Source organism: Methylobacterium sp. SyP6R (assembly GCF_019216885.1).
GTDB lineage: Bacteria > Pseudomonadota > Alphaproteobacteria > Rhizobiales > Beijerinckiaceae > Methylobacterium.
Genome location: NZ_JAAQRC020000001.1, coordinates 3,470,001 through 3,496,172 on the forward strand (window position 1 = coordinate 3,470,001; position 26,172 = coordinate 3,496,172).

Genomic DNA, 26,172 nt, shown 5'->3' on the forward strand with positions numbered 1-26,172 from the left:
GTTCCACCAGCGTGTCCGGATGATGAGAAAGAGAAACGAAGACGGCGCGTCCCGCCAAATGAACCCTGACTGGGTTCTGATTCCAATGACGCCGTACGAGGAGAGGACCGGTTACCCGATCGTCCTGACAAACAGCATCCTTAGAAAGGAGGTGATCCAGCCGCAGGTTCCCCTACGGCTACCTTGTTACGACTTCACCCCAGTCGCTGACCCTACCGTGGTCGCCTGCCCCCTTGCGGTTGGCGCAGCGCCGTCGGGTAAGACCAACTCCCATGGTGTGACGGGCGGTGTGTACAAGGCCCGGGAACGTATTCACCGTGGCGTGCTGATCCACGATTACTAGCGATTCCGCCTTCATGCACCCGAGTTGCAGAGTGCAATCCGAACTGAGACGGCTTTTGGGGATTCGCTCCAGGTCGCCCCTTCGCTGCCCATTGTCACCGCCATTGTAGCACGTGTGTAGCCCATCCCGTAAGGGCCATGAGGACTTGACGTCATCCACACCTTCCTCGCGGCTTATCACCGGCAGTCTCCCCAGAGTGCCCAACTCAATGATGGCAACTAGGGACGTGGGTTGCGCTCGTTGCGGGACTTAACCCAACATCTCACGACACGAGCTGACGACAGCCATGCAGCACCTGTGTGCACGCCTCCGAAGAGGACTGTGGATCTCTCCACATCGCATGCCATGTCAAGGGATGGTAAGGTTCTGCGCGTTGCGTCGAATTAAACCACATGCTCCACCGCTTGTGCGGGCCCCCGTCAATTCCTTTGAGTTTTAATCTTGCGACCGTACTCCCCAGGCGGAATGCTTAATGCGTTAGCGGCGCCACTGACCTGCATGCAGACCAACGGCTAGCATTCATCGTTTACAGCGTGGACTACCAGGGTATCTAATCCTGTTTGCTCCCCACGCTTTCGCGCCTCAGCGTCAGAACCGGACCAGACAGCCGCCTTCGCCACTGGTGTTCTTGCGAATATCTACGAATTTCACCTCTACACTCGCAGTTCCGCTGTCCTCTTCCGGTCTCAAGCCAACCAGTATCGAAGGCCATTCCGTGGTTGAGCCACGGGCTTTCACCCTCGACTAAATCAGCCGCCTACGCGCCCTTTACGCCCAGTGATTCCGAGCAACGCTAGCCCCCTTCGTATTACCGCGGCTGCTGGCACGAAGTTAGCCGGGGCTTATTCCTCCGGTACCGTCATTATCGTCCCGGAGAAAAGAGCTTTACAACCCTAAGGCCGTCATCACTCACGCGGCATGGCTGGATCAGGGTTGCCCCCATTGTCCAATATTCCCCACTGCTGCCTCCCGTAGGAGTCTGGGCCGTGTCTCAGTCCCAGTGTGGCTGATCATCCTCTCAGACCAGCTACTGATCGTCGCCTTGGTGAGCCGTAACCTCACCAACAAGCTAATCAGACGCGGGCCGATCCTTCGGCAGTAAACCTTTCCCCAAAAGGGCGTATCCGGTATTAGCTCAAGTTTCCCTGAGTTATTCCGAACCGAAGGGCACGTTCCCACGCGTTACTCACCCGTCTGCCGCTGACCCCGAAGGGCCCGCTCGACTTGCATGTGTTAAGCCTGCCGCCAGCGTTCGCTCTGAGCCAGGATCAAACTCTCAAGTTGAAGAGCTGATCAAAGCTGATCACAATAGTAACGGAGGCTCACGACCGACCGGCGTTTCCACCGGATCGTGTGAGCACCGAAACGTTAAGACCAGCATCATCCTACTCACGACCGGTTCCGAAGGAACCGGCCCGCAGGGACGACGCCGTCCACGCTTCTCTTTCTCGTATGAACTTGTCAAAGAGCGGGTCGGGCCGGGAGCCAGACCTTGTACCCCGGAGAACAGAAAGCCGAGTCGGGTTTCCCTGGCCCTTGCTTCACCGTCTCTGGGGAAGTCCCTCGCGGCGGCCAGTTCGTCGGCGCCCCGCCGGTGAGCGGCTGTCTAAGGGTAGCCGGCTCGCCTGTCAACACAGCCCTATCCGAGGATCGCGGCCGCGGCCACGGGGCGGGCGGGAGGTTGCCCAAACTGGCGGTTACCTCGAAGAAACCTGGATGCCCGCTTTCGACAGGGGGGGCATCGGCCATCCCGCGAGCGACCGACGCCCCGGTCGTCCTCCGCGCGGCCCGTCCGGGACGCATGGCCCGTCGCGCCGCGTCCGCTTATGACGGGCGGTGCGATACCGGGGCGGCCGGGGAGGGAACACGCATGAGGACAATGGTGCTGGCGGCTCTGCTGCTCGGCCTCGGCCCGGCTCTCGCGGCAGAGGACGTGGCGCTGCCGACCGTCGATTACGCCAACACGCGCTATTCGACGCTCGACCAGATCACGCCGGAGACCGTCGGCCGGCTCAAGGTGGCTTGGACCTTCTCGACCGGTGTGCTGCGCGGGCACGAGGGAGCGCCGCTCGTGGTCGGCCACGTCATGTATGTGCACACGCCGTTCCCGAACACCGTCTATGCCCTCGACCTCGATCAGGACGGCAAGATCCTGTGGCGCTACGCGCCGCGGCAGGATTCCGCGGTAGTCGCGGTGATGTGCTGCGACACGGTCCATCGCGGGCTCGCCTACAAGGATGGCCGGGTCTTCCTGCAACTCGCCGATACGAGCGTCGTCGCGCTCGATGCCGAGACGGGGCGGGTGCTGTGGTCGGCGCGGAACGGCGATCCGGCGAGGGGCGAGACCAACACCGCGGCGGTGCTGCCGGTGCGAGATAAGCTGATCGTCGGCCTGTCGGGCGGCGAGTACGGGGCGCGCTGCCACGTCACCGCCTACGACCAGGCGACGGGGCGGCGCCTGTGGCGCGCCTTCGCCACCGGGCCGGATGCCGAGATGCTCGTCGATCCCGACAAGACCACGGAGCTCGGCCGGCCGATCGGACAGGATTCCTCGCTGAAGAGCTGGGACGGCGAGCAGTGGAAGACCGGCGGCGGGTGCGCCTGGGGCTGGTTCTCCTACGATCCGGAGCTGAATCTCGTCTATTACGGCACCGGCAATCCCTCGACCTGGAATCCGGTCCAGCGCCCGGGCGACAACCGCTGGGCCATGGCGATCGTCGCCCGCGACGCCGATACCGGCATGGCCCGCTGGGTCTACCAGATGACGCCCCACGACCAGTGGGATTATGACGGCGTCAACGAGATGATCCTGACCGAGCAGGAGATCGACGGCCGCAGGCGCCGTCTGCTCACCCATTTCGACCGCAACGGCTTCGGCTACACCCTCGACCGGGCGACGGGCGAGTTGCTGGTGGCGGAAAAATTCGATCCGAGCGTGAATTGGGCCAAGCGGATCGAGCTCGATCGCGCCTCCCCGGCCTATGGCCGCCCTGTGGTGGACGAGCGTTACGCGCCGGGCACGACCGGAGAGGACGAGACCGTGTCCGGCATCTGCCCCGGGGCCCTCGGCGCCAAGAACCAGCAGCCTGCCGCCTACTCGCCCGTGACCGGCCTGTTCTACGTGCCGACCAACCACATGTGCATGGATTACGAGCCGTTCCACGTGACCTATACGCCGGGTCAGCCCTATGTCGGCGCGACGCTGACGCTGCATCCGCCGCCGGGCACCGACCGGACCGGCGCCTTCATCGCGTGGGACAATCGTTCGGGCCGGATCACATGGTCGATCCCGGAGCCGTTCTCGGTCTGGTCGGGGGCACTCGCCACCGCGGGCGGGGTGGTGTTCTACGGCACCCTCGAAGGCTACCTGAAGGCGGTCGATGCCGTGACGGGGAAGGAACTCTATCGTTTCAAGACGCCGTCCGGGATCGTCGGCAACGTCACGACCTATATGCATGGTGGGCGCCAATACGTGGCGGTTCTGTCCGGCATCGGCGGCTGGGCCGGAATCGGACTCGCGGCCGGGCTGACCGATCCGGCCGAAGGCTCGGGTGCGGTCGGCGGCTATGCGGCTTTGTCGCATTACACCGCCGCGGGCGGGCAGCTCACGGTGTTCGCCCTGCCGGAGCGATGATACCATTTCCAGACGGAATCGTCCGGACTTCGCATGACAAGGTCCCGGCTTGGCCGCTTCCCTTCCCGAATCGCCATCACGGAGGCTCTTCGATGCGGGTGCCGATCGTGCTCCTGTGGTTGCTCGCGGCGCCGGTCGCATGGGCGCAGACCCCGCCGGCAGCGAATGATCCGGCGATGGCCGCCTGCCTCCTCGACCTCGTCGCCCGGGCGAAGGAGCAGGGGGTGACGCCGGCCCTGGCCGAAGCGCAATTGTCCGGGCTCACCCCCGATCCGGAGGTGCTGGCGGCGACGCACAAGCAGGCGGAGTTCGAGAAGCCGGTCTGGGCCTATCTCGATTCCGCGGTGAGCGACGAGGCGGTGGCCGACGGCCGGGTGAAGCTCGCCGCGGAGGGGAGCCTGCCGGCGATCGAGGCGGCCCATGGCGTCGACCGGCACGTGCTCGTGGCGATCTGGGGCATCGAATCGGGCTATGGCAGCGTCCTGACCGATCCCCGCAAGGTGCGGCCGGTCCTGCGCTCCCTCGCCACCCTGGCCTGCTCCAGGGACGAGCGGGTCGCGCTCTGGACCGAGGAACTGGTTGCGGCCCTGCGCATCCTCGATCTCGGTCGCACGACGCCGGAGCACCTGACCGGCTCCTGGGCCGGCGCGATGGGCCACACCCAGTTCATGCCGACGACCTATCTGCGCCACGCCGTGGATTTCGACGGCGACGGCCGCGCCGACATCTGGACCTCGGCGCCGGACGCCCTCGCCTCGACGGCGCATGACCTGCGCAGCTTAGGCTGGCGCCCCGGCGAGGGCTGGGGCGGCGAGGTCGTGCTGCCGGCGGGCTTCGATTATCGCCTCGCCGACGAGACGACCGTTCGGACGCTGGCGGAATGGCGCGGCTTCGGCCTCACGCCCGCCGGCCGGACGATCGGGGCCGACACCGACACGGCCCGCCTGGTGCTGCCCGCTGGCGCCCGCGGGCCGGCCTTCCTGCTGCGCCCGAACTTCCAGGCGCTTCTCGGCTACAACGCCGCTTTCTCCTACGCTCTGGCTGTGGCGCATCTCGCCGATCGGCTGCGCGGGGAGCCGGGCTCCGTGCAGGGATTCGTGCAGGCTTGGCCGCGGGGCGACCGGCCGCTCGGAGCCGACGAGCGGCGGGAAGTCCAGGCCGCCCTCGAGGCGCAGGGACATCCGGTCGGCGGCGTCGACGGGCGCATCGGTCCGCGAAGCCGCGCGGCGATCCGGGCGTATCAGGCGAGCGTCGGGCTGGTACCGGACGGTTACGCCGATTCCGCACTGCTCGACCGCTTGCGAGCCGGTGATTGATCCCCCGCGGGCGCCCGATCCGGGGTGCCGTCCACAGCCTGACGGGGAAGGACCCGGTGGCGTTCGGGATGGATGCCGATTTCTGCCTCTCGGCCTCTGACAAGTGCGTCATCCTCTCGGACGACATGGTCGACGACCGCACCGGCTTCACCCCCTATGCCGGCCGGATCGTGACCGGCCGCCCTGATTCGGTCCTGCGCCGCGGAAGGGTCGTCGCCGAGGGCGGCGCGTGACGGTGGAAGCCGGTAGCGCCGCACCGATCCGGCGGGGCCTCCGGACGCGCGAGGGGGACGGCGCTGGTCCGGGGCATGGAGGCCGCCGGGTCGTCGGGACGCCGTGGAGGTGCCCGCCGGCGCATCGGGCGGGGCCGGCGCCGGTGATCCCCGGCGCCCGAGGGTGCCGACGACCGCCTCGCGGCCGACCGGGTGCGGTCAGGCGAGCCGCAGCAGCAGCGCCAGCGCCGTCACGATCAGCACCGCGAAGGTCGCCAGGATGCCGCCGCCCCGGCAGGCGAATTGCCGAGGCGAATTCGCCGGCGCCGTCATGCCGAACGGATGCAGCACCCGGCCGACCAGGAGCGCGAGGAGCAGGCCGTGGACCAGGGCCCGGCTCGCCCCATGCGCCTCGAGCAGGCCGACGAGGATCAGGATGAACGGCACGTATTCGGCGAAATTTGCTTGCGAGCGGGCGCGGTGCAGCAGCACGGCGTCGCCGCCGTCGCCGTGCAGCACGTTGGCGGAGAGGCGCCGGGCCATCACCCAGCCGGAGAGCCCGGCGAAGAGCAGCGCCAGCACGGCTCCGTAGGCGGCGGTGAGGGAGGGGAAGATCATGAGAACGTCCTTCAAGCGCGGATCGGGCCGTGGATCGAGGGCTCTTGGATCGAGGGCTCTTGGATCGGGCAGCCGTTGTGCCTGGCCCGGAATCCGGCCGAGCGCGGATAGACGGCGCGGCGCGCCCGCATCACCGAGCCGAGGGGCCGGTGCGCCGCGATGCCGTGCCACGGGCTGAAGGCGAGGCCGTCGTCGAGGTCGCGGACCTTCGCGTCGCTCCAGCTCTCCTGCGGCGCAACGGTGATCCGGGCGACCGGACGGTAGGGGCTCCGATCTTCCGGCCAGGGCTGTGAAGCGTCCTCGACCGGCATCGTCGCGCGGTCGGTGAGAAGCTGGACGCGCAGCTCCCACACGCCCTCATGGCCCGAGAAGAAGTCTGCGACCGCCTCGCGCAGGCCGTTCGGCTTGCCATCGACGTCGAGCGACGCGCCGGTCAGCGCGGTGAGTGCCGGCGAGGCCGGGGCGAGGGCGACCTTCGCGACGTAGTCGCCCCAGCGCAGGGCGGCCTGGCTGTAGAAGGTCTCGCCGAGGATATGCGTCTCGGGATGGCCGCCGAGGCCGATCAGCGTTGCGCTCCTGGCGCCCACCGCCTCGAGGGCGGTCTCGACGCCGCGGAGCGCTGCGGAAAGCACCTTCTTGAAAACCTGCGGCGTGTCGGTGGTGGCGGCGAGCGGTTTCAGGCTCTTGAGGAACGCCTTGGCGTCCGGTGCCGTGAAGGCGGGGGCGTTCGCCATCACGAAGTCCTGCGTGTCGCCCTCCGCCCCGGGCAGGCGCTCGCCGGGGACGCCGATCACCTTCAGGGCGAGGCCGCGGGGCGTCGACACGCTGTCGTCCAGGATGTCGCCGGGATTGGTCGAAAGCCGCAGCACCGCGTCATACGTGCCGGGCGTTGCGAACATTCCCTGCGCCAGCGGCACGGGGAGGTCCGGCAGCACGGTGAGACGGCCGGTGAGCAGGCCGTGGCTCTTGGCGTGGACCCCGCGCACCGCGTGGCCGTAATCCTTCAGCGTCGTCCGCTGGATCGTTTCGAAGACCCGGATCATCTCCGCCTGCACCTCCTCTTCGTCGGGCTGCACGCTCTCGAGGGAAGGATCGAAGCGGATCGGCGCCTGCATTCGGGGAGTGACCTTGCTCGTCTTGAGGACGCGGGGGCGCGTCGCTGCGTCAGCGGCAACGGCGCCGCTCCGCCGGTGTTCCGGCGTGCGTCGCGCCACCTCACGGCGGTACGCCGGCTCGCAGGCGACGGGCGGGGATGATCGTTCCCCCGCCACGCGCCGTCGCAGCAATTTCTTCTCGGGTCGATCGGTACTTTGGGAGGCGCGTTCATTGACGGTCGAGCGCAGGCGGGCTTGAATGTGTTCGAGGCGCGACCGGATCGCACGGCCGCCCGCGCCTCCGCGACACCACGCAAGCGGGCGCCGCTCGCCCCTCACCGAGGAGCCCTGACCATGCCCGCCGCCGCCAAGACCCGCACTCTGGTCGCCCGCACCCTGGTCGACCGTAGCCTCTACCTGGCGTGGAATGCGCTCACGGTCCTCGTCTTCGTGATCCTGACGGCCTACGTGGCGCGGGCGGACGCGCCGGTACTCGCCGTCGTCGGGGGTTGAGGCGGCTCGGCCGATCCGAGCGCCTGTTCTATTGTTTTGGTTATTGTCATCCCTCACGCAGCCTCATCCTGAGGCATGAGAGTATTTTCCGGCGAAGTGGATGCCGGTTCGTCGTAGAAAATGCGGCAATATCGAAGACCTGGAGAGCTTCAGACGTCTCGGTGCCCTCTGGAGCCCTCCTTCGACGCTGATTCCGTTCGCACCTCAGGATGAGGTCGTGAATGGGGTGGACGTGCCGTGCTCTGCGGCAAGCTCCTCACTCCTCCAAGCTCCTCACTCCTCTTGGCATCCCACCATCCCGAGCGATGCTTCCAGCACCCCCAGCAGCCGCTCGAAATCCCGCCTCTGCACCTCGCTGAAGCCCGACAGGAGTTGGGCCTCCCGGGCGAGCAGGATCGGCACCAGTTCGGCATAGGTCGCCCGTCCCTGCACCGTGAGCTGCAGCATGATCTCGCGCCGGTCGTCGCCGCTCTCCTGGCGCTCGACGAGGCCGAGTTCGATCAGGTGGCTCACCGCCCGGCTGATCCGGGACTTGTGCGTGCGGGTGCAGCGCACGACATAGGCCGCGCTGCGCGGCCCGTCATGCTGCCCCAGCGTCGCGAGCACCCGCCATTCCGGAATATCGATGCCGAACCGCGCATAATCGGCGGCGAGCGCCTGGCTGAACTCGGTGGCGAGCCGGTTGAGCCGGAACGGCGAGAAGCTGAGCAGGTTCAGGCGGTCCATCGGTGCGAGGCGCGGCCCCTTGACGGTTGCGATCGCAACATCTTACATCAAGTTGCAAGTGCAACAAGCACCGCGCATTCCCGGGGATGCGCCGCACGATGCCGCGCTCGACCGGCACCGGCAAGATGACAGCCAAGATCATTGCCAAGGCAAGATCATTGCCAAGGGAGGCAACCGCATGAGCAAGGGCTTCGCCAGCCAAGGCGACCTCGCCGAGAAGCAGGAGACCTTTTCGGAGTTGGCGCCGGGCGTCTACGCGCTGACCGCCGAGGGCGATCCGAATTCCGGCATCGTGGTCGGCGACGATTCGGTGCTGGTGATCGATGCCCGCGCCACGCCGCGCATGGCCGGCGACTTGGTGGGCAAAGTCCGGGAGGTCACCGACAAGCCGATCCGGCACATCCTGCTCACCCATTACCACGCCGTCCGGGTGCTCGGCGTCGCCGGCTATCCGGACCGGGTCAACGTCATCGCCAGCGACGTCGCCCGGGCGATGATCGTCGAACGCGGGCAACAGGACATGGACTCGGAGATCCAGCGCTTCCCGCGGCTCTTCCGCGGGCGCGAGGAGATCCCGGGCCTGACCTGGCCGACGCTCACCTTCCACGGCGAGATGATCCTGTGGCTCGGCGCGCGCGAGGTGCGGATCGTCCATGCCGGGCGCGGCCACACCGCCGGCGACACCATCGCGTGGCTGCCGCGTGAGAAGGTTCTCTTCTCCGGCGACCTCGTCGAGTACGGCGCCACGCCGTATTGCGGCGACGCGCATTTCCAGGACTGGCCCGCCACCCTCGATCGGCTGGAGGCCCTCGGGCCCGTCGCCCTGGTGCCGGGCCGCGGCGAGGCGCTGACGACGCCCGACCGGATCCGCGAGGGCCTGGAGGGCACCCGCGCCTTCCTGCGCGACCTCTACGCCATCGCCCGTGAGGGCGTGGCAGCCGGCCACGACCTCAAGGCCGTCTACGATCGGGCGATGAGCGAGATGCGGCCCCGATACGGGCACTGGGTCATCTTCGAGCATTGCATGCCGTTCGACGTCAGCCGCGCCTATGACGAGGCCAAGGGCATCGACACGCCGCGGATCTGGACCGCCGCGCGCGACGTCGAGATGTGGCGGGCGCTGGAGGGCTGACCTTCCGCCGGACCCGAACGAGAGCGCGACGCCCGGACCAACCGGGCGCGTCCGAAACGAGGAAACCCCGAGAGGCCGCCGATGAGCCCACCCCGCTACGCCTCGGCACCGGCACCGGAACTCGCTGGTCGCGGCCTGCACCGGCCGGTCGTGGTGATCGGCGCCGGGCCGGTCGGCCTCACCTGCGCCATCGACCTCGCGAGCCGCGGCGTGCCGGTCGTCGTGCTCGACGACGACGACACCGTCGCGACCGGCAGCCGGGCGATCTGCTGGGCCAAGCGCACCCTGGAGGTCTGGGACCGGCTCGGCGTCGGGAGCCGCATGGTCGATACGGGCGTGACCTGGAACACCGGCCGCGTCTTCCACGGCGCGCGGGAGCTGTACCGCTTCGACCTCCTGCCGGAGGGTGGGCACCGGCGCCCGGCCTTCGTCAACCTGCAGCAATACTACGTCGAAGAGTTCCTGGTGGACCGGGCCGGCGACTTCCCGGAACTGATCGACTTGCACTGGAAGAGCACGGTCACCGACCTCGCGCAGGCCGACGACGGCGTATGCCTGACCGTCGAGTCTCCGCACGGTGCCTACGCCGTCGACGCCGCCTGGGTGATCGCCGCGGACGGCGCCCGGTCGCCCACCCGCACCCGGATGGGCCTGCCCTTCCCGGGCCAGCGCTTCGAGGAGCGCTTCCTGATCGCCGATGTGCGGATGCAGGCCGGCTTCCCGACCGAGCGCCTGTTCTGGTTCGAGCCGACCTTCCATGCCGGCCAGAGCGCGCTCATGCACCGCCAGCCCGACGACGTCTTCCGCCTCGACTTCCAGCTCGGACCCGACGCCGATCCCGAATTGGAGCGGCAACCCGACCGGGTGATGCCGCGGGTGCGGGCGGTGGTCGGCGCGGACACGCCCGTTACCCTCGAATGGTGCTCGGTCTACAGCTTTCGCTGCGCGCGGCTGGAGCGCTTCGTCCACGGAAGGGTGATCTTCGCCGGCGACAGCGCCCACGTGGTGAGCCCGTTCGGGGCGCGCGGCGGCAATGGCGGCGTGCAGGATGCCGACAACCTGGGCTGGAAGCTCGCCCTGGTGCTGTCCGGCCGGGCGCCGGAGTCGCTGATCGCCACCTACGACGAGGAGCGCGGTCGGGCCGCCGACGAGAACATCCTGCATTCGAGCCGCACCACCGCCTTCATGACCCCGCGCACGGGCGCGGAACGCACGCTCCGCGACGGCGTGCTGGCACTGGCCGCCGAGGTGCCCTTCGCCCGCGCCCTCCTCAATGCCGGACGCCTCTCGCGGCCCTGCAGCCTCGCCGGCCTGTCGTTGCAGACGCCCGATGCCGGGCCGTTTCCCGGCGGTCCCGAGCCCGGCACCGCCTGTCCCGATGCGCCGATCATCGATGTGGAGGGCCGGCCCGCCTGGCTGCTCGACCGGCTCGGCGGCCCGTTCACGCTCCTGCTCTTCGCCGGAGAGGATGTGCCGGATCTGGCGCCTCTGGCCGGGCTCGACCTGCGCCTCGTCGTGGTGAGTCGCACGCCCCTTGCCGTGTCGAGCGCCGAGACCGTCCACGACCCGGACGGCCTGGCCGCCGCCCGCTACGCCGCCGCGCCCGGCACCGCCTACCTGATCCGACCCGATGCCCACGTGGCGGCGCGTTTCGCAACTCCCGATCCGGTGGCCGTCGCGCAGGCCCTCGCCCGGGCTGCCGGCCGCTCCGCTGCGACGATCCGGGAGGCCGCGTGATGGCGCTCCGGCCGGATGACGGCTTCCGCGGCCGGGCCGACGACGTCTACGAGATCCTGGTCCGCGCCCATCGCGACCTCGACGAGGCCGAGAGCGCGGCGCTCACCACACGCCTCGTCCTGATCCTGGCGAACGAGGTCGGTGACCTCGACGTGATCCGGGAGGCGGTCGCGCTTGCGCGGCGGACGTTGCAGAAGGAGGCGATCGCGGGTTCGGGTTCGGCGAGCGGTCGAGAGCCCGTTTGACCCGATCGACAGTCTTCGTGCCCCCGTGTCATACCAACGGTCGTTGGAAACGACCTTTGGTTCCGTTCTCGAATTTTTGCCAAGCCTCTGGCTTGAAATCGAAAATTCGAGATGGATCAATGGCCCGATGCGTCAGCATCTTGGGCCGTTGGTATCAGTCCAGGGCCGCGCAGCGGAACCTGGCGTGACGCGGCTGGTCCGAAATCCATAGGATTCGATCAAACCGGTTCCGACATCACGCGGGTGGCACCGCGCCGGTCTGGGCGGTGATGCGGCCGTAATGCTCGATGCGGCGGTGGCGGGCGAAGTCGAAGATCGTCTCCTTGCCGAACCGGGTCTCGTCGAGGTCGCAAGGCACGACGATGACCCCGTCGGCCTCGCCGGGCAGTTCGGCCACGATCTTCCCGTTGGGATCGCAGATCAGCGTGCCGCCGGTGAGGTGATGGCCGTCTTCCGCTCCGGCCTTGGCCACCGCCACCACCCAGGTCGCGTTCTGGTAGGCACCGGCCTGAACGGAGAGACGGTGGTGAAAGAGCCGCTCCTCCACGCCCTCGGTGCCGCGCTGCGCGTTGACCGACGGGGTGTTGAAGCCGAGGACGATCATCTCGACGCCCTGCAGCCCCATCACCCGGTAGGTCTCGGGCCAGCGCCGGTCGTTGCAGATGCACATGCCGAGGATGCCGCCGAGCATCCGCCAGACCGGGAAGCCGAGATCGCCGGGCTCGAAGTAGCGCTTCTCGAGGTGCTGGTGGCTGCGCTCGGGGTCGAACTCGTCGTGGCCGGGCAGGTGGACCTTGCGGTACCTGCCGACGATGGTGCCGTCGCGGTCGACCAGGATCGAGGTGTTGAAGTGCCGGCCCTCGGGGGTCAGCTCGGCATAGCCGAACGACATCGCCATGCCGTGCTCGCGGGCCCGGTCGAAGAGCGGGGCGGTGGCCGGTCCCGGCATCTCGCGCTCGAACCAGTGATCCGCTTCCGAACGGTCCTCGTGGTACCATCGCGGGAAGAAGGTGGTGAGCGCCAGTTCCGGATAGACGATCAGGTCGGCATCCTGGCGCTTCGCCTCGTCCATCAGCGCGATCATCCGGGCGATGACGCTGTCCCGATCGTCGGCTTTCTGGACCGGCCCGAGCTGGGCGGCGGCGGTGCGGATCACGCGCATGGAGAAAATCCTACTGAGCCAAGTGATTGAATTTTTCGAACCGTGGATTGCGACGGACGTGTATCCGAAACTCCACCTCATCCTGAGGTGTCATACGGTTTCCGGATTGATCGCTTCGCGATGCGGAAACCGGCTTCGCTCAGGCGCCGCGCGGGCTGGTGATACGGCTTCCGGAAGGAATCTTCCGGAAGCCGTATCAGTCCATCTGATGATGGACTGATCTTCAATCGACTGACACCTCAGGATGCGGTGGAGGGTGGGATGGCTGCGTCTCCGCTGCGTCGACCTCACGCCGCCGGCTCCGCCGTGAGCCCCCGTGTCGGCCCCGGCCGGAAATGCGGGATCGCCGCCAGCAACTCCCGCGTATAGGCGGTGCGCGGCGCCCGAAAGAGGTCGCGGCTGGCGCCCTCCTCGATCACCCGCCCGCCCTGGAGCACCAGGGTGCGCTCGCACATCATCCGCACCACGTTGAGGTCGTGGCTCACGAACAGGAAGGCGAGGCCGTCCTGCCGGCGCAGGTCGTCGAGGAGGCGCAAGACCCCCGCCTGGACCGAGACGTCGAGGGCCGCCGTCGGCTCGTCGAGGACGAGGAGCCGCGGCTTCACGGCGATCGCCCGGGCGATGCCGATGCGGGCCTTCTGGCCGCCGGAGAGCTGGTGGGGCAAGCGGTCGAGGAGGGCGGCGGGCAGGCCCGCCCGCTCGGCGCTCTCGATCACCCGAAGGCGCAACGCCTCGCCGCGGAGCGGGGTCAGGCGCCTCACCGGATGGGCGATGCAGTCGAAGGCGGAGAAGCGCGGGTTGAGGCTGTCGGTCGGGTCCTGGAACACGATCTGGATCGCGCGCCGATGGGCCGAGCGGTGGAAGTCGCGGGCGGGAATCGTGCCGATCGATTCGCCGTCGAACAGGATGCGTCCGGCACTGGCATCGAGCAGCCGGCAGATCATCCGCGACGTGGTGCTCTTGCCCGATCCCGATTCGCCGACGAGGCCGAGGCTCTCGCCCTCACGGAGCGAGAACGACACGTCCTCCACCGCCATGGCACCGCCGAAGACCTTTCCGAGCCCCTGCACCTCGAGGAGCGGCGGGGTGCCGGGGGCGGGCGCCTGGCGCGGCAGGGCCGGCGGGCGAGGGCCCTCCGGCACGAGGTCGGAGAGCGTCGAGGTCGGGGTCGGCGAGGCGGCGACGAGGCGCTTGGAGTAGGGGTGGCGGGGCGCGGAGAACAGGGCGCCCGGCTCGCCCTCCTCGACGAGACGCCCCTGCTCCATCACGGCGATGCGGCTGCAATACTGCGCGGCGAGGCCGAGATCGTGGGTGATCAGGATCATCGCCATGCCGCGCTCGGCGGTCAGCCGGGCGACGAGGTCCATCACGGTCTTCTGGGTCGTCACGTCGAGGCCGGTGGTCGGCTCGTCGGCGATCAGGAGCGCCGGGCGGCAGGCGAGCGCGAGCGCGATCATCACCCGCTGGCACATGCCGCCGGAAAGCTCGTGCGGGTAGGCGTCGAGGCGCTTAGCCGCGTCGCGGATGCGCACCGCCTCCAGGCTCTCCAGTGCTCGCTCCCGCGCCTGACTTTTCGAGAGCCCGCCCACCACCAGCACGTCGGCGAGCTGGCGGCCGATCGGGCGGATCGGGTTCAGCGCCGCCCGCGGGTTCTGGAAGATCATGCCGATGGCCTGGCCGTGCGCCGCCCGCAGGTCCGCGGCCGAGAGCCGGGTCACGTCCTGGCCGCGGAAGCGCACTTGGCCCCCGACGATCCGGCCGGCGCGGTCGAGCAGGCGCGCCGCCGCGAAGGCGGTGACGGACTTGCCCGAGCCGGATTCGCCGACGAGGCCGAGGCTTTCGCCGGCTGCGACCGCGAGCGAGACGCCGCGCAACGCCTCGACCGGGCCGCGTCGGGTCGCGAAGGTGACCTTCAGGTCCTCGATCGAGAGAAGGGGGGGCTGCATCAGGTCCGCATCCGGGGATCGAGGATGTCCCGCAGGCCGTCGCCGAGCAGGTTGAAGCAGAGCACCGCCAGCATCAGGGCGAGGCCCGGGAAGGCGACGAGCCACCACTTGCCGGTGGTGATGAAGCGCGCGCCTTCCGCGACCAGGATCCCCCATTCCGGCGTCGGCGGGCGCACCCCGAGGCCGATGAAGGAGAGGCCCGCCGCGTTGAGGATCGCCCAGCCGAGATTGAGCGAGATCTGCACCGCCATGGCGGGCAGCACGTTCGGCAGCAGGAAGCGCAGGACGACCGCGAGATGGCCCTCGCCGCCGGCCCGCGCCGCCTCGACGTAGCCGGCATCGCGCCGCACGTTCACCTCGGCCCGGGCGAAGCGGATATAGAACGGCAGGTTGATGATCGCGGTGGCGATGACGATGTTCTCGACCCGGTTGCCGAGGGCCGCGACCAAAGCCATCGCCAGGACGAAGAGCGGAAAGGCCATCAGCACGTCGACGAGGCGCCCGACCACCCGGTCGAGCCGCCCGCCGGCATAGCCGCTCATCCCGCCGATCACCGCGCCGAGCGCGAAGGACAGCCCGACCGCCGAGAGCGCGATGGCGAGATCGAGCCGCGTCGCCGCCACGATGCGGCTGAGCACATCGCGGCCGAGCTGGTCGGTGCCGGCCCAATGCGCCGCGCTCGGCGGCTGGAGCGCGACCGAGACGTCGGAGGCGACCGGATCGTAGGGAGTGAGCCAGGGGGCGAAGAGCGCGACGAGGCAGAGCAGCGACGCACCTGCCGCCGCGACCGCGGTCAGGGGATTCTCGCGCAGCACGTAGGCGGCATGCCGCAGGGTGCTGGGCGGAGGCGCGAGGGTGGGGGACACGGCATTCATCGGGTGACTCGCATCGGCCTACTCGATCGAGACGCGCGGGTCGGCGAGGCCGTAGAGCACGTCGACCGTGAGGTTCACGACGACGAACAGGCTCGCCATCAAGAGCACGAAGCCCTGGACCGGCGCGTAATCCGAGGCGAGCAGCGCGTCGAGCGCGTAGGAGGCGACCCCCGGCCAGGAAAACACTTTTTCGACCAGCACGTTGGCCCCGAGCATGGTGGAGAACACGATGCCCGCGATGGTCAGCACCGGCAGGATCGCGTTGCGCAAGGCGTAGGTGACGATCACCCGCCGCCGCGGCAGGCCGAGCGACCGGGCGGTGCGGATGAAGTCGCTGCCGAGCACGCTCAGCATCGCCGCCCGGGTGATGCGGGCGAGCGGCGCCAGCACGAACAGCGCCATGGTCAGTGCCGGCAGCACCAGCTGCCCGGCCGCGGCGCGCCAGCCCTCCCAGTCGCCGACGAGCAGAAAATCGATCAGCAGGAAGCCGGTGATGTCCGGCGGGCTCGCGGCGAACACGTCGATGCGGCCGGTCGGGTCGGGGGCGACGCCGAGGAGGTAGTAGAACACGTAGATCAGGAGCAGCCCCGACACGAAGGTCGGCACGCAGACCCCGAGCGCGCACAGGAAGCGCACGGCATGGTCCACCGCCGAGCCAGGCCGGAGCGCCGCCGCGATCCCGAGCGGGATCGCCAGGAGGAGCGCGATGGCGAGCGCCGAGACGGTGAGTTCGAGGGAGGCCGGCAGGCGCTGGCAGAGATCCGTCAGCACCGGCTGGCCGGTGGTCATCGAGCGGCCGAGCTGGCCCTGCGCCACGTCGCCGAGATAGCGCACGAGCTGCTCGGGCACCGGCTTGTCGAGACCCATCTGGCGGCGGATCTCCTCGATCTCCGCCTTGCCGGCATTGGGCCCGGAGGCGAAGAACACCGCCGGGTCGCCGGGCAGCACCCGCATCAGCAGGAAGGTGAAGACCAGGACGCCGAGAAGCGCCGGCAGCGAGGACAGGAAGCGCCGCCCGGTGCGCCGGGCGATGCCGCTGGCGGAGGCCATCCTACTTCCTCGACAGGTCGCGGTAATCGACCTGGCGGTGGAACTGGTAGGTGTAGCCATCGACTGATTGCGCCATCACGGCATCCTGGTTCGGCTGCCAGATCGGGATCTGCGGCATCAGGGCGAGGTGGCGCCGGTTCAGGGCGCGGGCGTCGTCGTCGTATTTCGCCGGATCACGCTCGAACCGGGCCTTGGCGGCGAGTTCGTTGATCTCGGGATCGTCGATCGAGCTGTAGTTCCAGCGCTGGTTGCCGGTGTAGAAGTTGCGGTAGAAGTAATCCGGCGAGGGCAGCCAGGCGACGATGCCCTCGGTGAAGAACGGCAGCTTCTTCTCGCTCACCTGCGTCGACATCTGCGCGTCGGGCAGCTTCTGGATTTCGACCTTGACGCCGATTTTTTCGAGCGATTCGCGGATCAAGGCGGCCATCGGCTCGGCGGTGGCGGCCTGGCCGACATTGAAGCTGAAGGTGGTCGAGAACCCCTCCGGCAGCCCGGCCTTGGCGAGCAGCGCCTTGGCCCTCGGCAGATCGAGGGTGACCGGCTGCGCCACAGGGAAGACGGGGGCAGGGTCGCCCTCGCCCCAGGTCGCGCCGAAGAGCGGCTTGCCGCGGCCGAACAGGGCGGCCTTGAACATCGAATCGTAGGGCAGGGCGTAGGCGAGCGCCTGGCGCACCTCGACCTTGTCGAAGGGCGGCATCTTGGTGTTGAAGGAGATCAGCGTCACCGCGTTGAATTGCGGCGTGGCGATCACCTTCAGTTTGCCGCGCTCCTTGAGCGCCAGGGCGTCGTTGGCCTGGAGGTCGATGACGATGTCGGCGTCGCCCTTCTCGACGAGGTTGGCGCGGGTCGCCGGGTCGGGGATGGTCTGGGCGATGATGCGCTTGAAGCCGGCGGGCTTGTCCGGCGCGGCGCCCGTCCAGTCGGCATTGCGCTTGAGCACCACCTGCTCGCCGGGCTTGAACACGTCGACGCTGTAGGCGCCGCTGCCGACGGCGTGGTCCTTGAGCCAGGCTTGCGCCCAGGGGTCTTCCGGCGTCGCGTGCGACTTGGCGACCTTGGAATTGATGACGATGGCGTAGACGGTCGCGAGGTTCGGCAGCGCCAGCCGGTCGGGCTTCGGCAGCGTGACCTTGAAGGTGTGGGGATCGACCACCGTGAACTGGTCGGGGCTGGTGAGCGAGCCGGTGAGGAGCTGCGGTGCGGCGAGCGACTTCGCCGAGACGGCGCGGTCGAGCGACCACTTCACGTCGTCGGCCGTGACCGGTGTGCCGTCCTGGAACTTGGCGTCCTTGCGCAAGTAAAAGGTGAGGGTCAGGCCGTCGGGGCTGACCTCGTAGCGCTCAGCCAGCTCGCCGCGCACCGAATCAAGGTCGAACACCCAGTTGTCGCCGAGCTTCTTGCGGCCGAAGGTGACGAGGCGGTCATACGTGCTGAGGCTGATCGCGAAGGCCTCGCGGGTGGTGCCCGGCATGGTCGGGTCGAGGGTATTGACCGCGGCTCCCGTGACGTAGCGCAGGGTCTCGGCCCGGCTCTGGGCCCGGGCAGGCTCCGCCACGACGAGGGCCGTGAGCAAAGCCGCCGCGAGGCCGGCCGTCCGCATGCTGGTCTTCGTCACGCCGCTTCCTTCCCTGCATCCCTGATCGGTCGGCCTTCTAGCAAGGGCCGTTCCAGCGGGTGCCATTCGAGACCAGGGACGAGCCGGGGGCAAGAGCTAACGTGAAGGCTCAACGCAGCACCGCCTGGGGCACGTCGTAGGCCCGGAAGTCGGCCCAGTGCCGGTCGAGGTCGGCGGTGAACAGCCCGCGGGTGAGGCCGGAGACGAGGCGGGGCACGGCGGTCGTCATGGCGTTGATCGACGAGCCGGAGGGGCCGTGGCTCACCGTCGAGGCGATGCCGAACAGGTGGATGTCGCGGATCCACGGCGTCAGGCCGGGCTCGCGCTCGGTGAAGGCGTAATCGTCGCCGAGATACGGATAGGCGGCCAGCCGATCGTCGCGCTCCTCGGGCGGCGGGGCGTAGCGGTCGCCCCAGGTGGCGATGTTGTGGGCAAACGCTAACAATTCGGGCCGCGCGGTGTAATCGACGGCGATGCCGGTGGCGGCGATCACGAGGTCGGCGCTCACCACCCCCCGCGGCGTGTCGAGGACGACCGCGCCGCCCTCCATCCGCGCGGCGCGGAGGGGGGCTCCGGGGAGGAAGCGGAAATTCGGGTGCCGGGCGCAGCGGTCCCAGGTCGCCTGCGGAAAGCCCTCGCGCAGGCCCATCACGGCGCTCATGAAGCGCCAGCGCCAGGCATCGTCGAGATCGCCGAGATGGCGCAGGAAGCCCGCGAAGGTCAGCCAGCGATAGGGTTGCACCACCTGCGCTTCCGCGCGCCGGCACAGCAGGGTGACCGCGGCGGCGCCGGTTTCGAGCGCCGTGGCGGCGTTGTCGAAAGCCGAGGCCCCGGCGCCGATCACCGCGACGCGCTTCCCCGCGAGGCTCGCGAAGTCGATCGCATCGTCGGTGCGGGCGACGCGCCCGGACGGCAAGTCGCAGAGTGCGTCGGGCAAGGCCCAGCGCCCGGCGCCCTCCTGGCCGGTGGCGAGCACGACCTTGCGGGCACGGCGCACGGTGCCGTGCGAATCCGTCACCGCCAGGAGGCCGTCGGCCGGCGCGATGCGCGTGACGGTCACGCCGTTCTCGACCGGCACGCCGGTCGCGATCCGCACGAAGGCGAGATACGCGGCCCAATCCTCCCGGGGGATCAGGTCCAGCGCCTCCCAGGCGGCCTGCCCGTAGCGGGCCTCGTGCCAGGATTGATAGGTGAGCGCCGGCAGGCCGAGATCGGGTCCCGTAAAATCCTTCGGGCTGCGCAGGGTCCGCATCCGCGCATAGGTGAGCCAGGGGCCTTCGAGGCCCTTACAAGCCCGGTCGAGCACCAGGATGTTGGTCACCTGCGCCCGCATCAGCCCGAAGGCGATGGCGAGGCCGGATTGGCCGGCCCCGACCACGATCACGTCGTGGGCGGGTCGGCCGTCCGGGCCGGTGCGGGGCGTGAGCCAGGGCGCGCGGGGATGGGCCGTGCGGGCGATTTCGTCGCGGACGCGGAGCAGAAGAGCGTCGAGGGACATGCGGGTCCTTCAGGCGGAGAGCCAGCCGCCCTCCACCGGCAGGGCGGCGCCGGTGGTGAAGGAGGAAGCGGGACTGGCGAGGTAGAGGATGGCCCGGGCGACCTCCTCGGGCTGTCCGAGGCGTCTCATCGCGTGCCGGGCTTCGGAGGCCGCGCGGGCGGCGGCCGGATCGGGGGCGCGCCGGAAGCTGCGGGCGAGGAGCGGCGTCTCGATCGCGCCCGGCACCACGGCGTTGACCCGGATGCCGTCCCCGGCAAAGTCGAGCGCCATGGTGCGGGTGAGGCTGAGCACCGCGCCCTTGGCGGCGATGTAGGCGCTGTTGCCGCGCCCGCCGGCGAGCGCCAGCTGCGAGGCGACCGTGACGATGGAGCCGCCGCCGCGTGCCCGCATCAGGGGGATTGCTGCCTTGGCCCAGAGCCAGGTCCCGCCGACATGGGCGCGGAACACCGCGTCCCAATCTTCGGGCGCGGTGGTCTCGACGGTGCCGCCGACCGAGAACCCCGCCGCCGTTACCAGCACGTCGATGCCGCCGAGGGACGCGACGATGGCCGCCGCATCCTCCGCCACGGTCGCAGGATCGCCGACATCCGAGGCGCGGGCGAGGCCGCCGATCTCGGCCGCGACGGCTTCTGCCGCCGGGCCGTCCCTGTCGATCACCGCCACCCGGGCGCCGGATTCCGACAGAATCCGCGCCGTCGCGGCACCGATGCCGGAGCCGCCCCCTGTCACCACCGCCACCTTGCCGTCGAGCCTCATCGCGGATCCTCCCGGACTTGTGTCTGCCAGGCCAGGAACGCGTCGGCAGATGAATCGAGGCCGTGCGCCGCCTCCCAGCCGAGTTCGTCGCGCAACCGGCCGGTGGCGAGCGGCGGCCGGTCGCGGTCGCCGTGGAGCGACACCGTCGGGGTTTCGCCGGCTTCCGCGAGGCGGCAGACGAAGCCCGGCCGCACCAGATCGCGATTCGCCGCCAGCCGCTCGCCCCAGGCCAGGACCGGCCAGATCGTGGGGCTCGACACGTTGTAGAGAGGATGGGCCGGCCGCTCCGCCGCGATCAGCCGCGCGACCGCTTGCGCCGCGTCCGGCGCGTAGAGCCAGTCGCGCCAGCCCGGCCGCGGCAGCAGGGCCGGGGTGCCTCCTTGCGCGGCCGCCCAGATCTGCGCCTGCGGGCTCAGGGTGTCGCGCAAAGCGGTGTCGCGCTCGAACGGCCCGAACACGGCGCTCAGGCGCACGCTCACCCCGTCGAGGCCCCAATGGCCGCAGAGTCGCGACAGGACTTTCTCGGAAGCGAACTTGGTGGCGGCGTAGAGGCTCTCCGGCTGCACGGGCAGATCCTCCGACAGCACCTCCGCCGGCACCGCGCCGTACGCTGCCGCCGAGGACAGGTTCACCACCCGGCGCACCCCTGCCCGCCGGCAGGCCTCGAGGATCGGCACCATCGCGCCGAGATTGACGGCGAGGATCGAGCCCGGATCGGCAGCCTCGCGGGCGGCATCCGCCGTCACCGCGGCGGCGATCACCACCGCGTCGGTGCCCGGCCGGATCGCCGCGGCGAGGGCGCCCGGGTCGGTCACGTCGCCGATGTCGAGGGAGAGGGGGCCGGGCCGTGCGGCGAGTGCCCGCAGGAGCGGCACCGGGGGCGGGGCCCGGTCGAGGACCCGCACGGCGAGGCCGCGCCCGAGCAGGGCATCGGCGAGGTTCAACCCGACGAAGCCGGCACCTCCCAGGATGACGGTGCTCACGCCGGCATCTTTGCGAATGCGTCGTCGTGGTGGGGAGATGCCGGCACGCGCTGTCCTCGTGGTCGATCCGTCACGGCATCATGCACGAAGTGGGCCGGCGAGCAGCCTGCAACCTGTGGGTTCGTCTCTCGATCAGGCGCGGGGTGGGAATTGCGGAAAATCCCGGAAACACCGAGCTGCGTCGTTCTGATATCGAGATGGGACCTCGCCCGACGCTTCTGAGCCTGCGCGACGTTTCGTCCGCGGCCGGCCGCCGCGTTCGTCGCGTCCGCGGCTTGCCCACAGGCCGGCGGATCGCCGCACTTGCGGGAGAGGCAAGTTGCCGGCGCGGCCCGCCGCCGGATTGTCATGAAACCATCACCCGCCCCGGCCAAGAGATTTCCCGACGCAGCCGGCGTGAAACAATCGCGGCCCGCGAACCGTGCGGAACTGTGCCGCCTCGGGCGACTCCAAGCTGGTCACGAACGGTCGGATTCTCGTATACGTTGCGGTCCGGGATGGAGCGCGGCATGAAGCTGGCGTCGGCACGGCCGCGCCGCGGAGCTTGAGGGGACGGGACATGGTGCAAGACGCGGCCGCACAGGCCGGCCCCGGCCAATCGGGTCCCGGACCCGGGGAGCTACCGGCGGCCCGGCCCGATTCCGGTCTCGGCGCCCTCGCCCTCGTCGCCTCGTTCCATCAGATCCCGTGCGAGCCGGCGCAGGTCCGCCACGATCTCGGCCTCGGCCAGAACCCGATGGGCGGCGTCGACATCGTACGTGGGGCGCAGCGGCTCGGCCTCAAGGGCCGCCTGCTGCAGAAACAGAAGCCCGCCCGTCTGGAGAGCATCCCGCTCCCGGCGATCCTCGAGGTCGATGACGGCCATTTCGTCGTCCTCGGCCGCCGCTTCGAGGACGGCAAGCTCCGGATCATCGATCCGGTCGCCCGCACGGCCGAGCATGTCGAGGCCGAGGCCTTCCTGCCCCGCTGGACCGGCACCGTCGTGCTCGTCGCACGCCGTGCCAACATCCAGACGGCCCTGCACAATTTCGGCCTGACCTGGTTCGTCCCCTCGGTCTGGCGCTACCGCAAGCCGCTCGTCACGGTGCTGGTCGCCTCGCTGTTCATCCAGCTCTGCGCCCTCATCACCCCGATCTTCTTCCAGATCACCATCGACAAGGTGCTGGTCCACCGCGGCTACTCGACCCTGACGCTGGTCGCGGTCGGCCTCGTGGTGCTCGGCCTGTTCCACGTCGTGCTGCAATACTTGCGCGGCTATATCCTCACCCATACGGCGAGCCGGATCGACGTCGAGCTCGGCGCGCGGCTGTTCGACCACCTGATGCGCCTGCCGCTCGGCTATTTCGAGACCAGGCCCGCCGGCCAGACCGTCGCCCGCGTGCGCGAACTGGAGACGGTGCGCAACTTCCTCACCGGCCAGGCGCTCACCTCGGCGATCGACGTCCCCTTCACCCTGCTCTTCCTCGCCATCCTGTACTTCTATTCGCCGCTGCTCGCGCTGATCGTCACCCTGTCGATCCCCTGCTACATCCTGGTGGCGGTGCTGCTGCGGCCGATCCTGCGCGACAAGACGCTCGAGCGCTTCAACCGCTCGGCCCTGTCGAGCCAGTTCCTGATCGAGTCGGTGGTCGGCATCCACACCATCAAGGCGCTCGCCGTCGAACCCACGCTCAAGAGCCAGTGGGACGAGCGGCTCGCCGCCTACGTCAAGACCTCGTTCGTCGCCGGCCTCATCGCCAGCATCGGCCAGAACGCGATCCAGTACATCTCCAAGGTCACGACCGCGCTCGTGCTGTTCTTCGGCGCCTACGCGGTGATGAACGGCGAGTTGACCGTCGGCAGCCTGATCGCCTTCAACATGATCATGGGGCAGGTGACCGCCCCGATCCTGCGCCTGTCCCAGCTCTGGCAGGACTTCCAGCAGGTCAAGGTGTCGCTGGAGCGCCTCGCCGACGTGCTCAACTGCCCGCCGGAGACCCGGGCGCTCGCCCAGGCCCACCTGCCGCCGGCCAAGGGCCAGGTCACGGTGCGGGGCGTGTCGTTCCGCTACCAGCCCGGCACCCCGGAGGTCCTGAAGGACGTCAGCCTCGACATCCCGGCCGGCCAGGTCATCGGCATCGTCGGGCCCTCGGGATCGGGCAAGTCGACCTTCACCAAGCTGCTCCAGCGCCTCTACGTGCCGGAGAAGGGCCAGGTGCTGGTCGACGGCGTCGATATCGCCCAGGTCGATCCGGCCTGGCTGCGGCGCCAGATCGGCGTCGTGCTCCAGGAGAACCTCCTGTTCAACAAGACGGTGTTCGAGAACATCGCGCTCGCCAATCCCGGCCTGTCGCGGGCGCAGGTGATGCAGGTGGCGCGTCTCGCCGGCGCCGACGAGTTCATCAACCGGCTGCCGCTCGGCTACGACACGCCGATCGAGGAGCGCGGCGCCAATCTCTCGGGCGGCCAGCGCCAGCGGCTCGCCATCGCGCGGGCGCTCGCCACCAACCCGCGCATCCTGATCCTGGACGAGGCGACCTCGGCCCTCGACTACGAGAGCGAGCGGATCATCCAGGAGAACATGAAGCACATCGTGCGCGGGCGCACCGTCATCATCATCGCCCACCGCCTCGCGGCGGTGCGGATCTGCGACCGCATCATCGCGGTGCAGGAGGGGCGCATCGTCGAGGACGGCACCCACCGCGAGCTGGTCGAGCGGCCGGCCTCGCTCTACGGCCGCCTCTGGCGCCTGCAATCCGACCACGGCAACGCCCAGGGAGAGGCCGCGTGAGCGCCAACCCGCAACCCGCCGCCAACCTGCCGACGCCGCGGCGCCAGCCCCCGCCGCCGGCCCGCTTCAGCCCGCGCGGCCTGACCGAGCGGGTGCGCCGTCTCGCCGACGACCGCTCCGACCAGGAATTCCTGCCGGCGCATCTCGAGATCCTCGACACCCCGCCCTCGCCCTACGCGGTGGTGTTCACCTGGGTGATGTGCCTGATGTTCGGGGCGGCGCTCGTCTGGAGCATCTTCGCCCAGATCGACATCCATGCGGTGGCGACCGCCCGCATCCAGCCCTCCGGGCGCTCGAAGGTCGTGCAGCCCTTCGACACCGGCAAGGTCCAGACCATCGCGGTCGAGAACGGCAGCCGGGTCCAGGCCGGCGACGTGCTCCTGACCCTGGAGCCGACCGAGGCCGAGGCCGACCTGTCCTCGCGCCAGGGCGACCTCGCGGCGTTGGAGGCCCAGATCGCCCGGCGCCGCGCCACGATCGAGGCGGTGGAGAAGAACCTGCCCACCATCAAGGTCGGCTTCCCGGCCGACATACCGCCGGCGGTGCGGGCCCGCGAGGAGGGCGCGATGCTGGCCGAGATCGGACAGTACATCACCACCCGCGAGGCGTTCGAGGCGCAGCTCGCCGAGAAGGTCGCGACGCAGGAGCGCTTCACCGCCAGCATCGCGGCCCGGATGCGCCTCCAGGCGGTGTTGAGGGAGCGCGCCGACATGCGCGAGACCCTGGTCGCCAAATCCGCCGGCACCCGGGCGGCGGTGATCGACGCGGTGCAGCAGGTCGAGCAGGTGGCGGCCGACCTCGCGTATGACCGCGGACAGCTGACCGAGGCCAAGGCCGGCGCCGTCTCGCTCCAGCGCCGCATCACCCAGCTCACCAGCGAGACCGTGGCGCGCCAGTACCAGGCCCTGACGGAAGCGGCGCAGAAGCGCGACGCCCTGGTGCAGGACGTGGTGAAGGCCACGCTCAAGCGCGAGCGCACCACGCTCAAGGCACCGATCTCCGGCACGGTGCAGCAGCTCGCCGTGACGACGCTCGGCCAGGTGGTCACCGCCGGCCAGCCCCTGATGGTGGTGGTGCCGACGGACGGGCCGATCGAGGTCGAGGCCCAGGTCCAGAACAAGGATATCGGCTTCATCCTGCCCGGCCAGGAGGCGGTGGTGAAGATCGACGCCTTCCCGTTCACCCGCTACGGCTCGATCGAGGGCAAGGTGGTGAGGGTCTCGCGCGACGCGGTCGACGACCGCGAGGCGGGCGGCGGCAGCGACGCCTTGTCGGTGGCGCGCGGTCAGGGCGTGAACCCGGTGACGGGCACGCAGAAGACCCAGAACCTGATCTTCCCGGTGACGGTGGCGCTCTCCCAGACCTTCATCAAGGCCGACGGCAAGGAGGTGGCCCTGACGCCGGGCATGACCGCGACGGTGGAGATCCGGACCGGGCGGCGACGGGTGATCGATTATCTGCTGTCGCCGGTAAGGGAGACGACCTCGACCGCGGGGCATGAGCGATAAAGGGAGATAATAAAAATTCATCGCGAAGTCCTTATCATCACAACGATTTGTCTAATTTTCTATTGACTTTACTCATTGTAATTTACTAAATCATATTGCTAATTACTAAATTAAGTATAATGAATTTTGATTTAACGGCAAATAAATAAAATGTATTGTATAATAAATTTGAGGTATTGTGTTATTATCGATTTTTATCAATATCCAGCACGTAAAAGATGTTCTTGCAAGAATTTTTACTTTATGCATGATGCTATTATATCTGCCTTAAACGAGATTTGATTTAATTTGTTCTCATCGTCGGTGTCCGTTAGAAAGCCCCTTTTCATATGCATTTGATGTGATAACGTAGGGATGTGGGCCTGTAGCTCAGTTGGTAGAGCGCCGGAATCTCTAATCCGGAGGGCAGTGGTTCGAATCCATTCAGGCCCACCAGCAT

At 68.8% G+C, this 26,172-nt stretch carries 20 protein-coding genes, 1 tRNA gene and 1 rRNA gene; 10 read left to right on the plus strand and 12 right to left on the minus strand.

Going from position 1 to position 26,172, the window contains the following annotated elements:
- Positions 1 to 144: 144 nt before the first annotated feature.
- A 16S ribosomal RNA gene (locus HBB12_RS16085) occupies positions 145 to 1,627 on the minus strand.
- A gap of 586 nt (positions 1,628 to 2,213) precedes the next feature.
- On the opposite strand from HBB12_RS16085, the gene HBB12_RS16090 reads away from it, so the two are divergent.
- The 3 genes from HBB12_RS16090 (at position 2,214) to HBB12_RS16100 (ending at position 5,526) form a co-directional block, all read left to right on the plus strand.
- A complete protein-coding gene (locus HBB12_RS16090) occupies positions 2,214 to 3,977 on the plus strand; it encodes a methanol/ethanol family PQQ-dependent dehydrogenase (RefSeq protein ID WP_236990270.1) in 1,764 nt (587 codons plus the stop codon).
- A 92-nt stretch (positions 3,978 to 4,069) separates the two neighbouring features.
- On the plus strand, positions 4,070 to 5,293 hold the full coding sequence (locus HBB12_RS16095; protein ID WP_236990271.1) for a lytic murein transglycosylase: 1,224 nt from the start codon (positions 4,070 to 4,072) through the stop codon (positions 5,291 to 5,293).
- Entirely contained in the window at positions 5,290 to 5,526 is a 237-nt protein-coding gene (locus HBB12_RS16100; RefSeq protein WP_236990272.1) for a hypothetical protein, read from the plus strand. Before HBB12_RS16095 ends, HBB12_RS16100 begins: the two co-directional genes overlap by 4 nt.
- A gap of 198 nt (positions 5,527 to 5,724) precedes the next feature.
- Here HBB12_RS16100 and HBB12_RS16105 read toward each other — a convergent pair whose 3' ends face one another.
- Together HBB12_RS16105 and HBB12_RS16110 are read right to left on the minus strand one after the other, a co-directional pair.
- Complete coding sequence (locus HBB12_RS16105; RefSeq protein WP_236990273.1) at positions 5,725 to 6,123, minus strand: MAPEG family protein; 399 nt, start codon at positions 6,121 to 6,123, stop codon at positions 5,725 to 5,727.
- Between the two features lie 11 nt (positions 6,124 to 6,134).
- A complete protein-coding gene (locus HBB12_RS16110) occupies positions 6,135 to 7,238 on the minus strand; it encodes a catalase family protein (RefSeq protein ID WP_236990274.1) in 1,104 nt (367 codons plus the stop codon).
- 333 nt (positions 7,239 to 7,571) lie between these two features.
- Between HBB12_RS16110 and HBB12_RS16115 the strand changes: the two genes are divergently transcribed.
- The gene (locus tag HBB12_RS16115) at positions 7,572 to 7,730 is read left to right on the plus strand and encodes a hypothetical protein (RefSeq protein WP_236990275.1); all 159 of its coding nucleotides are present in this window, start codon (positions 7,572 to 7,574) and stop codon (positions 7,728 to 7,730) included.
- A 273-nt stretch (positions 7,731 to 8,003) separates the two neighbouring features.
- On the opposite strand, the gene HBB12_RS16120 is transcribed toward HBB12_RS16115, so the two are convergent.
- Positions 8,004 to 8,456, minus strand: a complete 453-nt coding sequence (locus HBB12_RS16120; RefSeq protein ID WP_236990276.1) for a MarR family winged helix-turn-helix transcriptional regulator — start codon at positions 8,454 to 8,456, stop codon at positions 8,004 to 8,006.
- 178 nt (positions 8,457 to 8,634) lie between these two features.
- On the opposite strand from HBB12_RS16120, the gene HBB12_RS16125 reads away from it, so the two are divergent.
- The 3 genes from HBB12_RS16125 to HBB12_RS16135 all read left to right on the plus strand — a co-directional run bounded on the left by HBB12_RS16125 (position 8,635) and on the right by HBB12_RS16135 (position 11,570).
- A complete protein-coding gene (locus tag HBB12_RS16125; protein ID WP_236990277.1) occupies positions 8,635 to 9,588 on the plus strand; it encodes an MBL fold metallo-hydrolase in 954 nt (317 codons plus the stop codon).
- A gap of 81 nt (positions 9,589 to 9,669) precedes the next feature.
- Complete coding sequence (locus HBB12_RS16130; protein ID WP_236990278.1) at positions 9,670 to 11,325, plus strand: FAD-dependent oxidoreductase; 1,656 nt, start codon at positions 9,670 to 9,672, stop codon at positions 11,323 to 11,325.
- On the plus strand, positions 11,325 to 11,570 hold the full coding sequence (locus HBB12_RS16135; protein ID WP_236990279.1) for a DUF2783 domain-containing protein: 246 nt from the start codon (positions 11,325 to 11,327) through the stop codon (positions 11,568 to 11,570). The genes HBB12_RS16130 and HBB12_RS16135 overlap by 1 nt, the downstream gene beginning before the upstream one ends.
- A 235-nt stretch (positions 11,571 to 11,805) precedes the next feature.
- On the opposite strand, the gene HBB12_RS16140 is transcribed toward HBB12_RS16135, so the two are convergent.
- From HBB12_RS16140 to HBB12_RS16175, 8 genes are all read right to left on the minus strand, one after another.
- The gene (locus tag HBB12_RS16140; RefSeq protein ID WP_236990280.1) at positions 11,806 to 12,732 is read right to left on the minus strand and encodes an N-carbamoyl-D-amino-acid hydrolase; all 927 of its coding nucleotides are present in this window, start codon (positions 12,730 to 12,732) and stop codon (positions 11,806 to 11,808) included.
- A gap of 287 nt (positions 12,733 to 13,019) precedes the next feature.
- Entirely contained in the window at positions 13,020 to 14,678 is a 1,659-nt protein-coding gene (nikE, locus tag HBB12_RS16145) for a nickel ABC transporter ATP-binding protein NikE (protein ID WP_236990281.1), read from the minus strand.
- Positions 14,678 to 15,553: an ABC transporter permease gene (locus HBB12_RS16150; RefSeq protein ID WP_236990282.1), complete on the minus strand. Its 876-nt coding sequence runs from the start codon at positions 15,551 to 15,553 to the stop codon at positions 14,678 to 14,680. Before HBB12_RS16150 ends, nikE begins: the two co-directional genes overlap by 1 nt.
- Before the next feature lie 18 nt (positions 15,554 to 15,571).
- A complete protein-coding gene (locus tag HBB12_RS16155; RefSeq protein ID WP_236990283.1) occupies positions 15,572 to 16,603 on the minus strand; it encodes an ABC transporter permease in 1,032 nt (343 codons plus the stop codon).
- Between the two features lies 1 nt (position 16,604).
- Complete coding sequence (locus HBB12_RS16160; RefSeq protein WP_236992800.1) at positions 16,605 to 18,203, minus strand: ABC transporter substrate-binding protein; 1,599 nt, start codon at positions 18,201 to 18,203, stop codon at positions 16,605 to 16,607.
- Positions 18,204 to 18,327: 124 nt separating this feature from the next.
- The gene (locus tag HBB12_RS16165) at positions 18,328 to 19,716 is read right to left on the minus strand and encodes an NAD(P)-binding domain-containing protein (protein WP_236990284.1); all 1,389 of its coding nucleotides are present in this window, start codon (positions 19,714 to 19,716) and stop codon (positions 18,328 to 18,330) included.
- Positions 19,717 to 19,725: 9 nt separating this feature from the next.
- Positions 19,726 to 20,472 (minus strand): SDR family oxidoreductase, encoded by a 747-nt coding sequence (locus tag HBB12_RS16170; RefSeq protein WP_236990285.1) that lies wholly within the window; start codon positions 20,470 to 20,472, stop codon positions 19,726 to 19,728.
- Positions 20,469 to 21,455 carry an NAD-dependent epimerase/dehydratase family protein gene (locus tag HBB12_RS16175; RefSeq protein ID WP_236990286.1) on the minus strand — a complete coding sequence of 329 codons (987 nt, stop codon included), beginning with the start codon at positions 21,453 to 21,455 and terminating at the stop codon, positions 20,469 to 20,471. Before HBB12_RS16175 ends, HBB12_RS16170 begins: the two co-directional genes overlap by 4 nt.
- Positions 21,456 to 22,014: 559 nt before the next feature.
- On the opposite strand from HBB12_RS16175, the gene HBB12_RS16180 reads away from it, so the two are divergent.
- The 3 genes from HBB12_RS16180 to HBB12_RS16190 all read left to right on the plus strand — a co-directional run bounded on the left by HBB12_RS16180 (position 22,015) and on the right by HBB12_RS16190 (position 26,168).
- Positions 22,015 to 24,225 carry a type I secretion system permease/ATPase gene (locus HBB12_RS16180; protein WP_236990287.1) on the plus strand — a complete coding sequence of 737 codons (2,211 nt, stop codon included), beginning with the start codon at positions 22,015 to 22,017 and terminating at the stop codon, positions 24,223 to 24,225.
- Positions 24,222 to 25,733 (plus strand): HlyD family type I secretion periplasmic adaptor subunit, encoded by a 1,512-nt coding sequence (locus tag HBB12_RS16185; RefSeq protein ID WP_236990288.1) that lies wholly within the window; start codon positions 24,222 to 24,224, stop codon positions 25,731 to 25,733. Before HBB12_RS16180 ends, HBB12_RS16185 begins: the two co-directional genes overlap by 4 nt.
- A gap of 358 nt (positions 25,734 to 26,091) precedes the next feature.
- Positions 26,092 to 26,168, plus strand: a tRNA-Glu gene (locus tag HBB12_RS16190).
- Positions 26,169 to 26,172 lie beyond the last annotated feature (4 nt).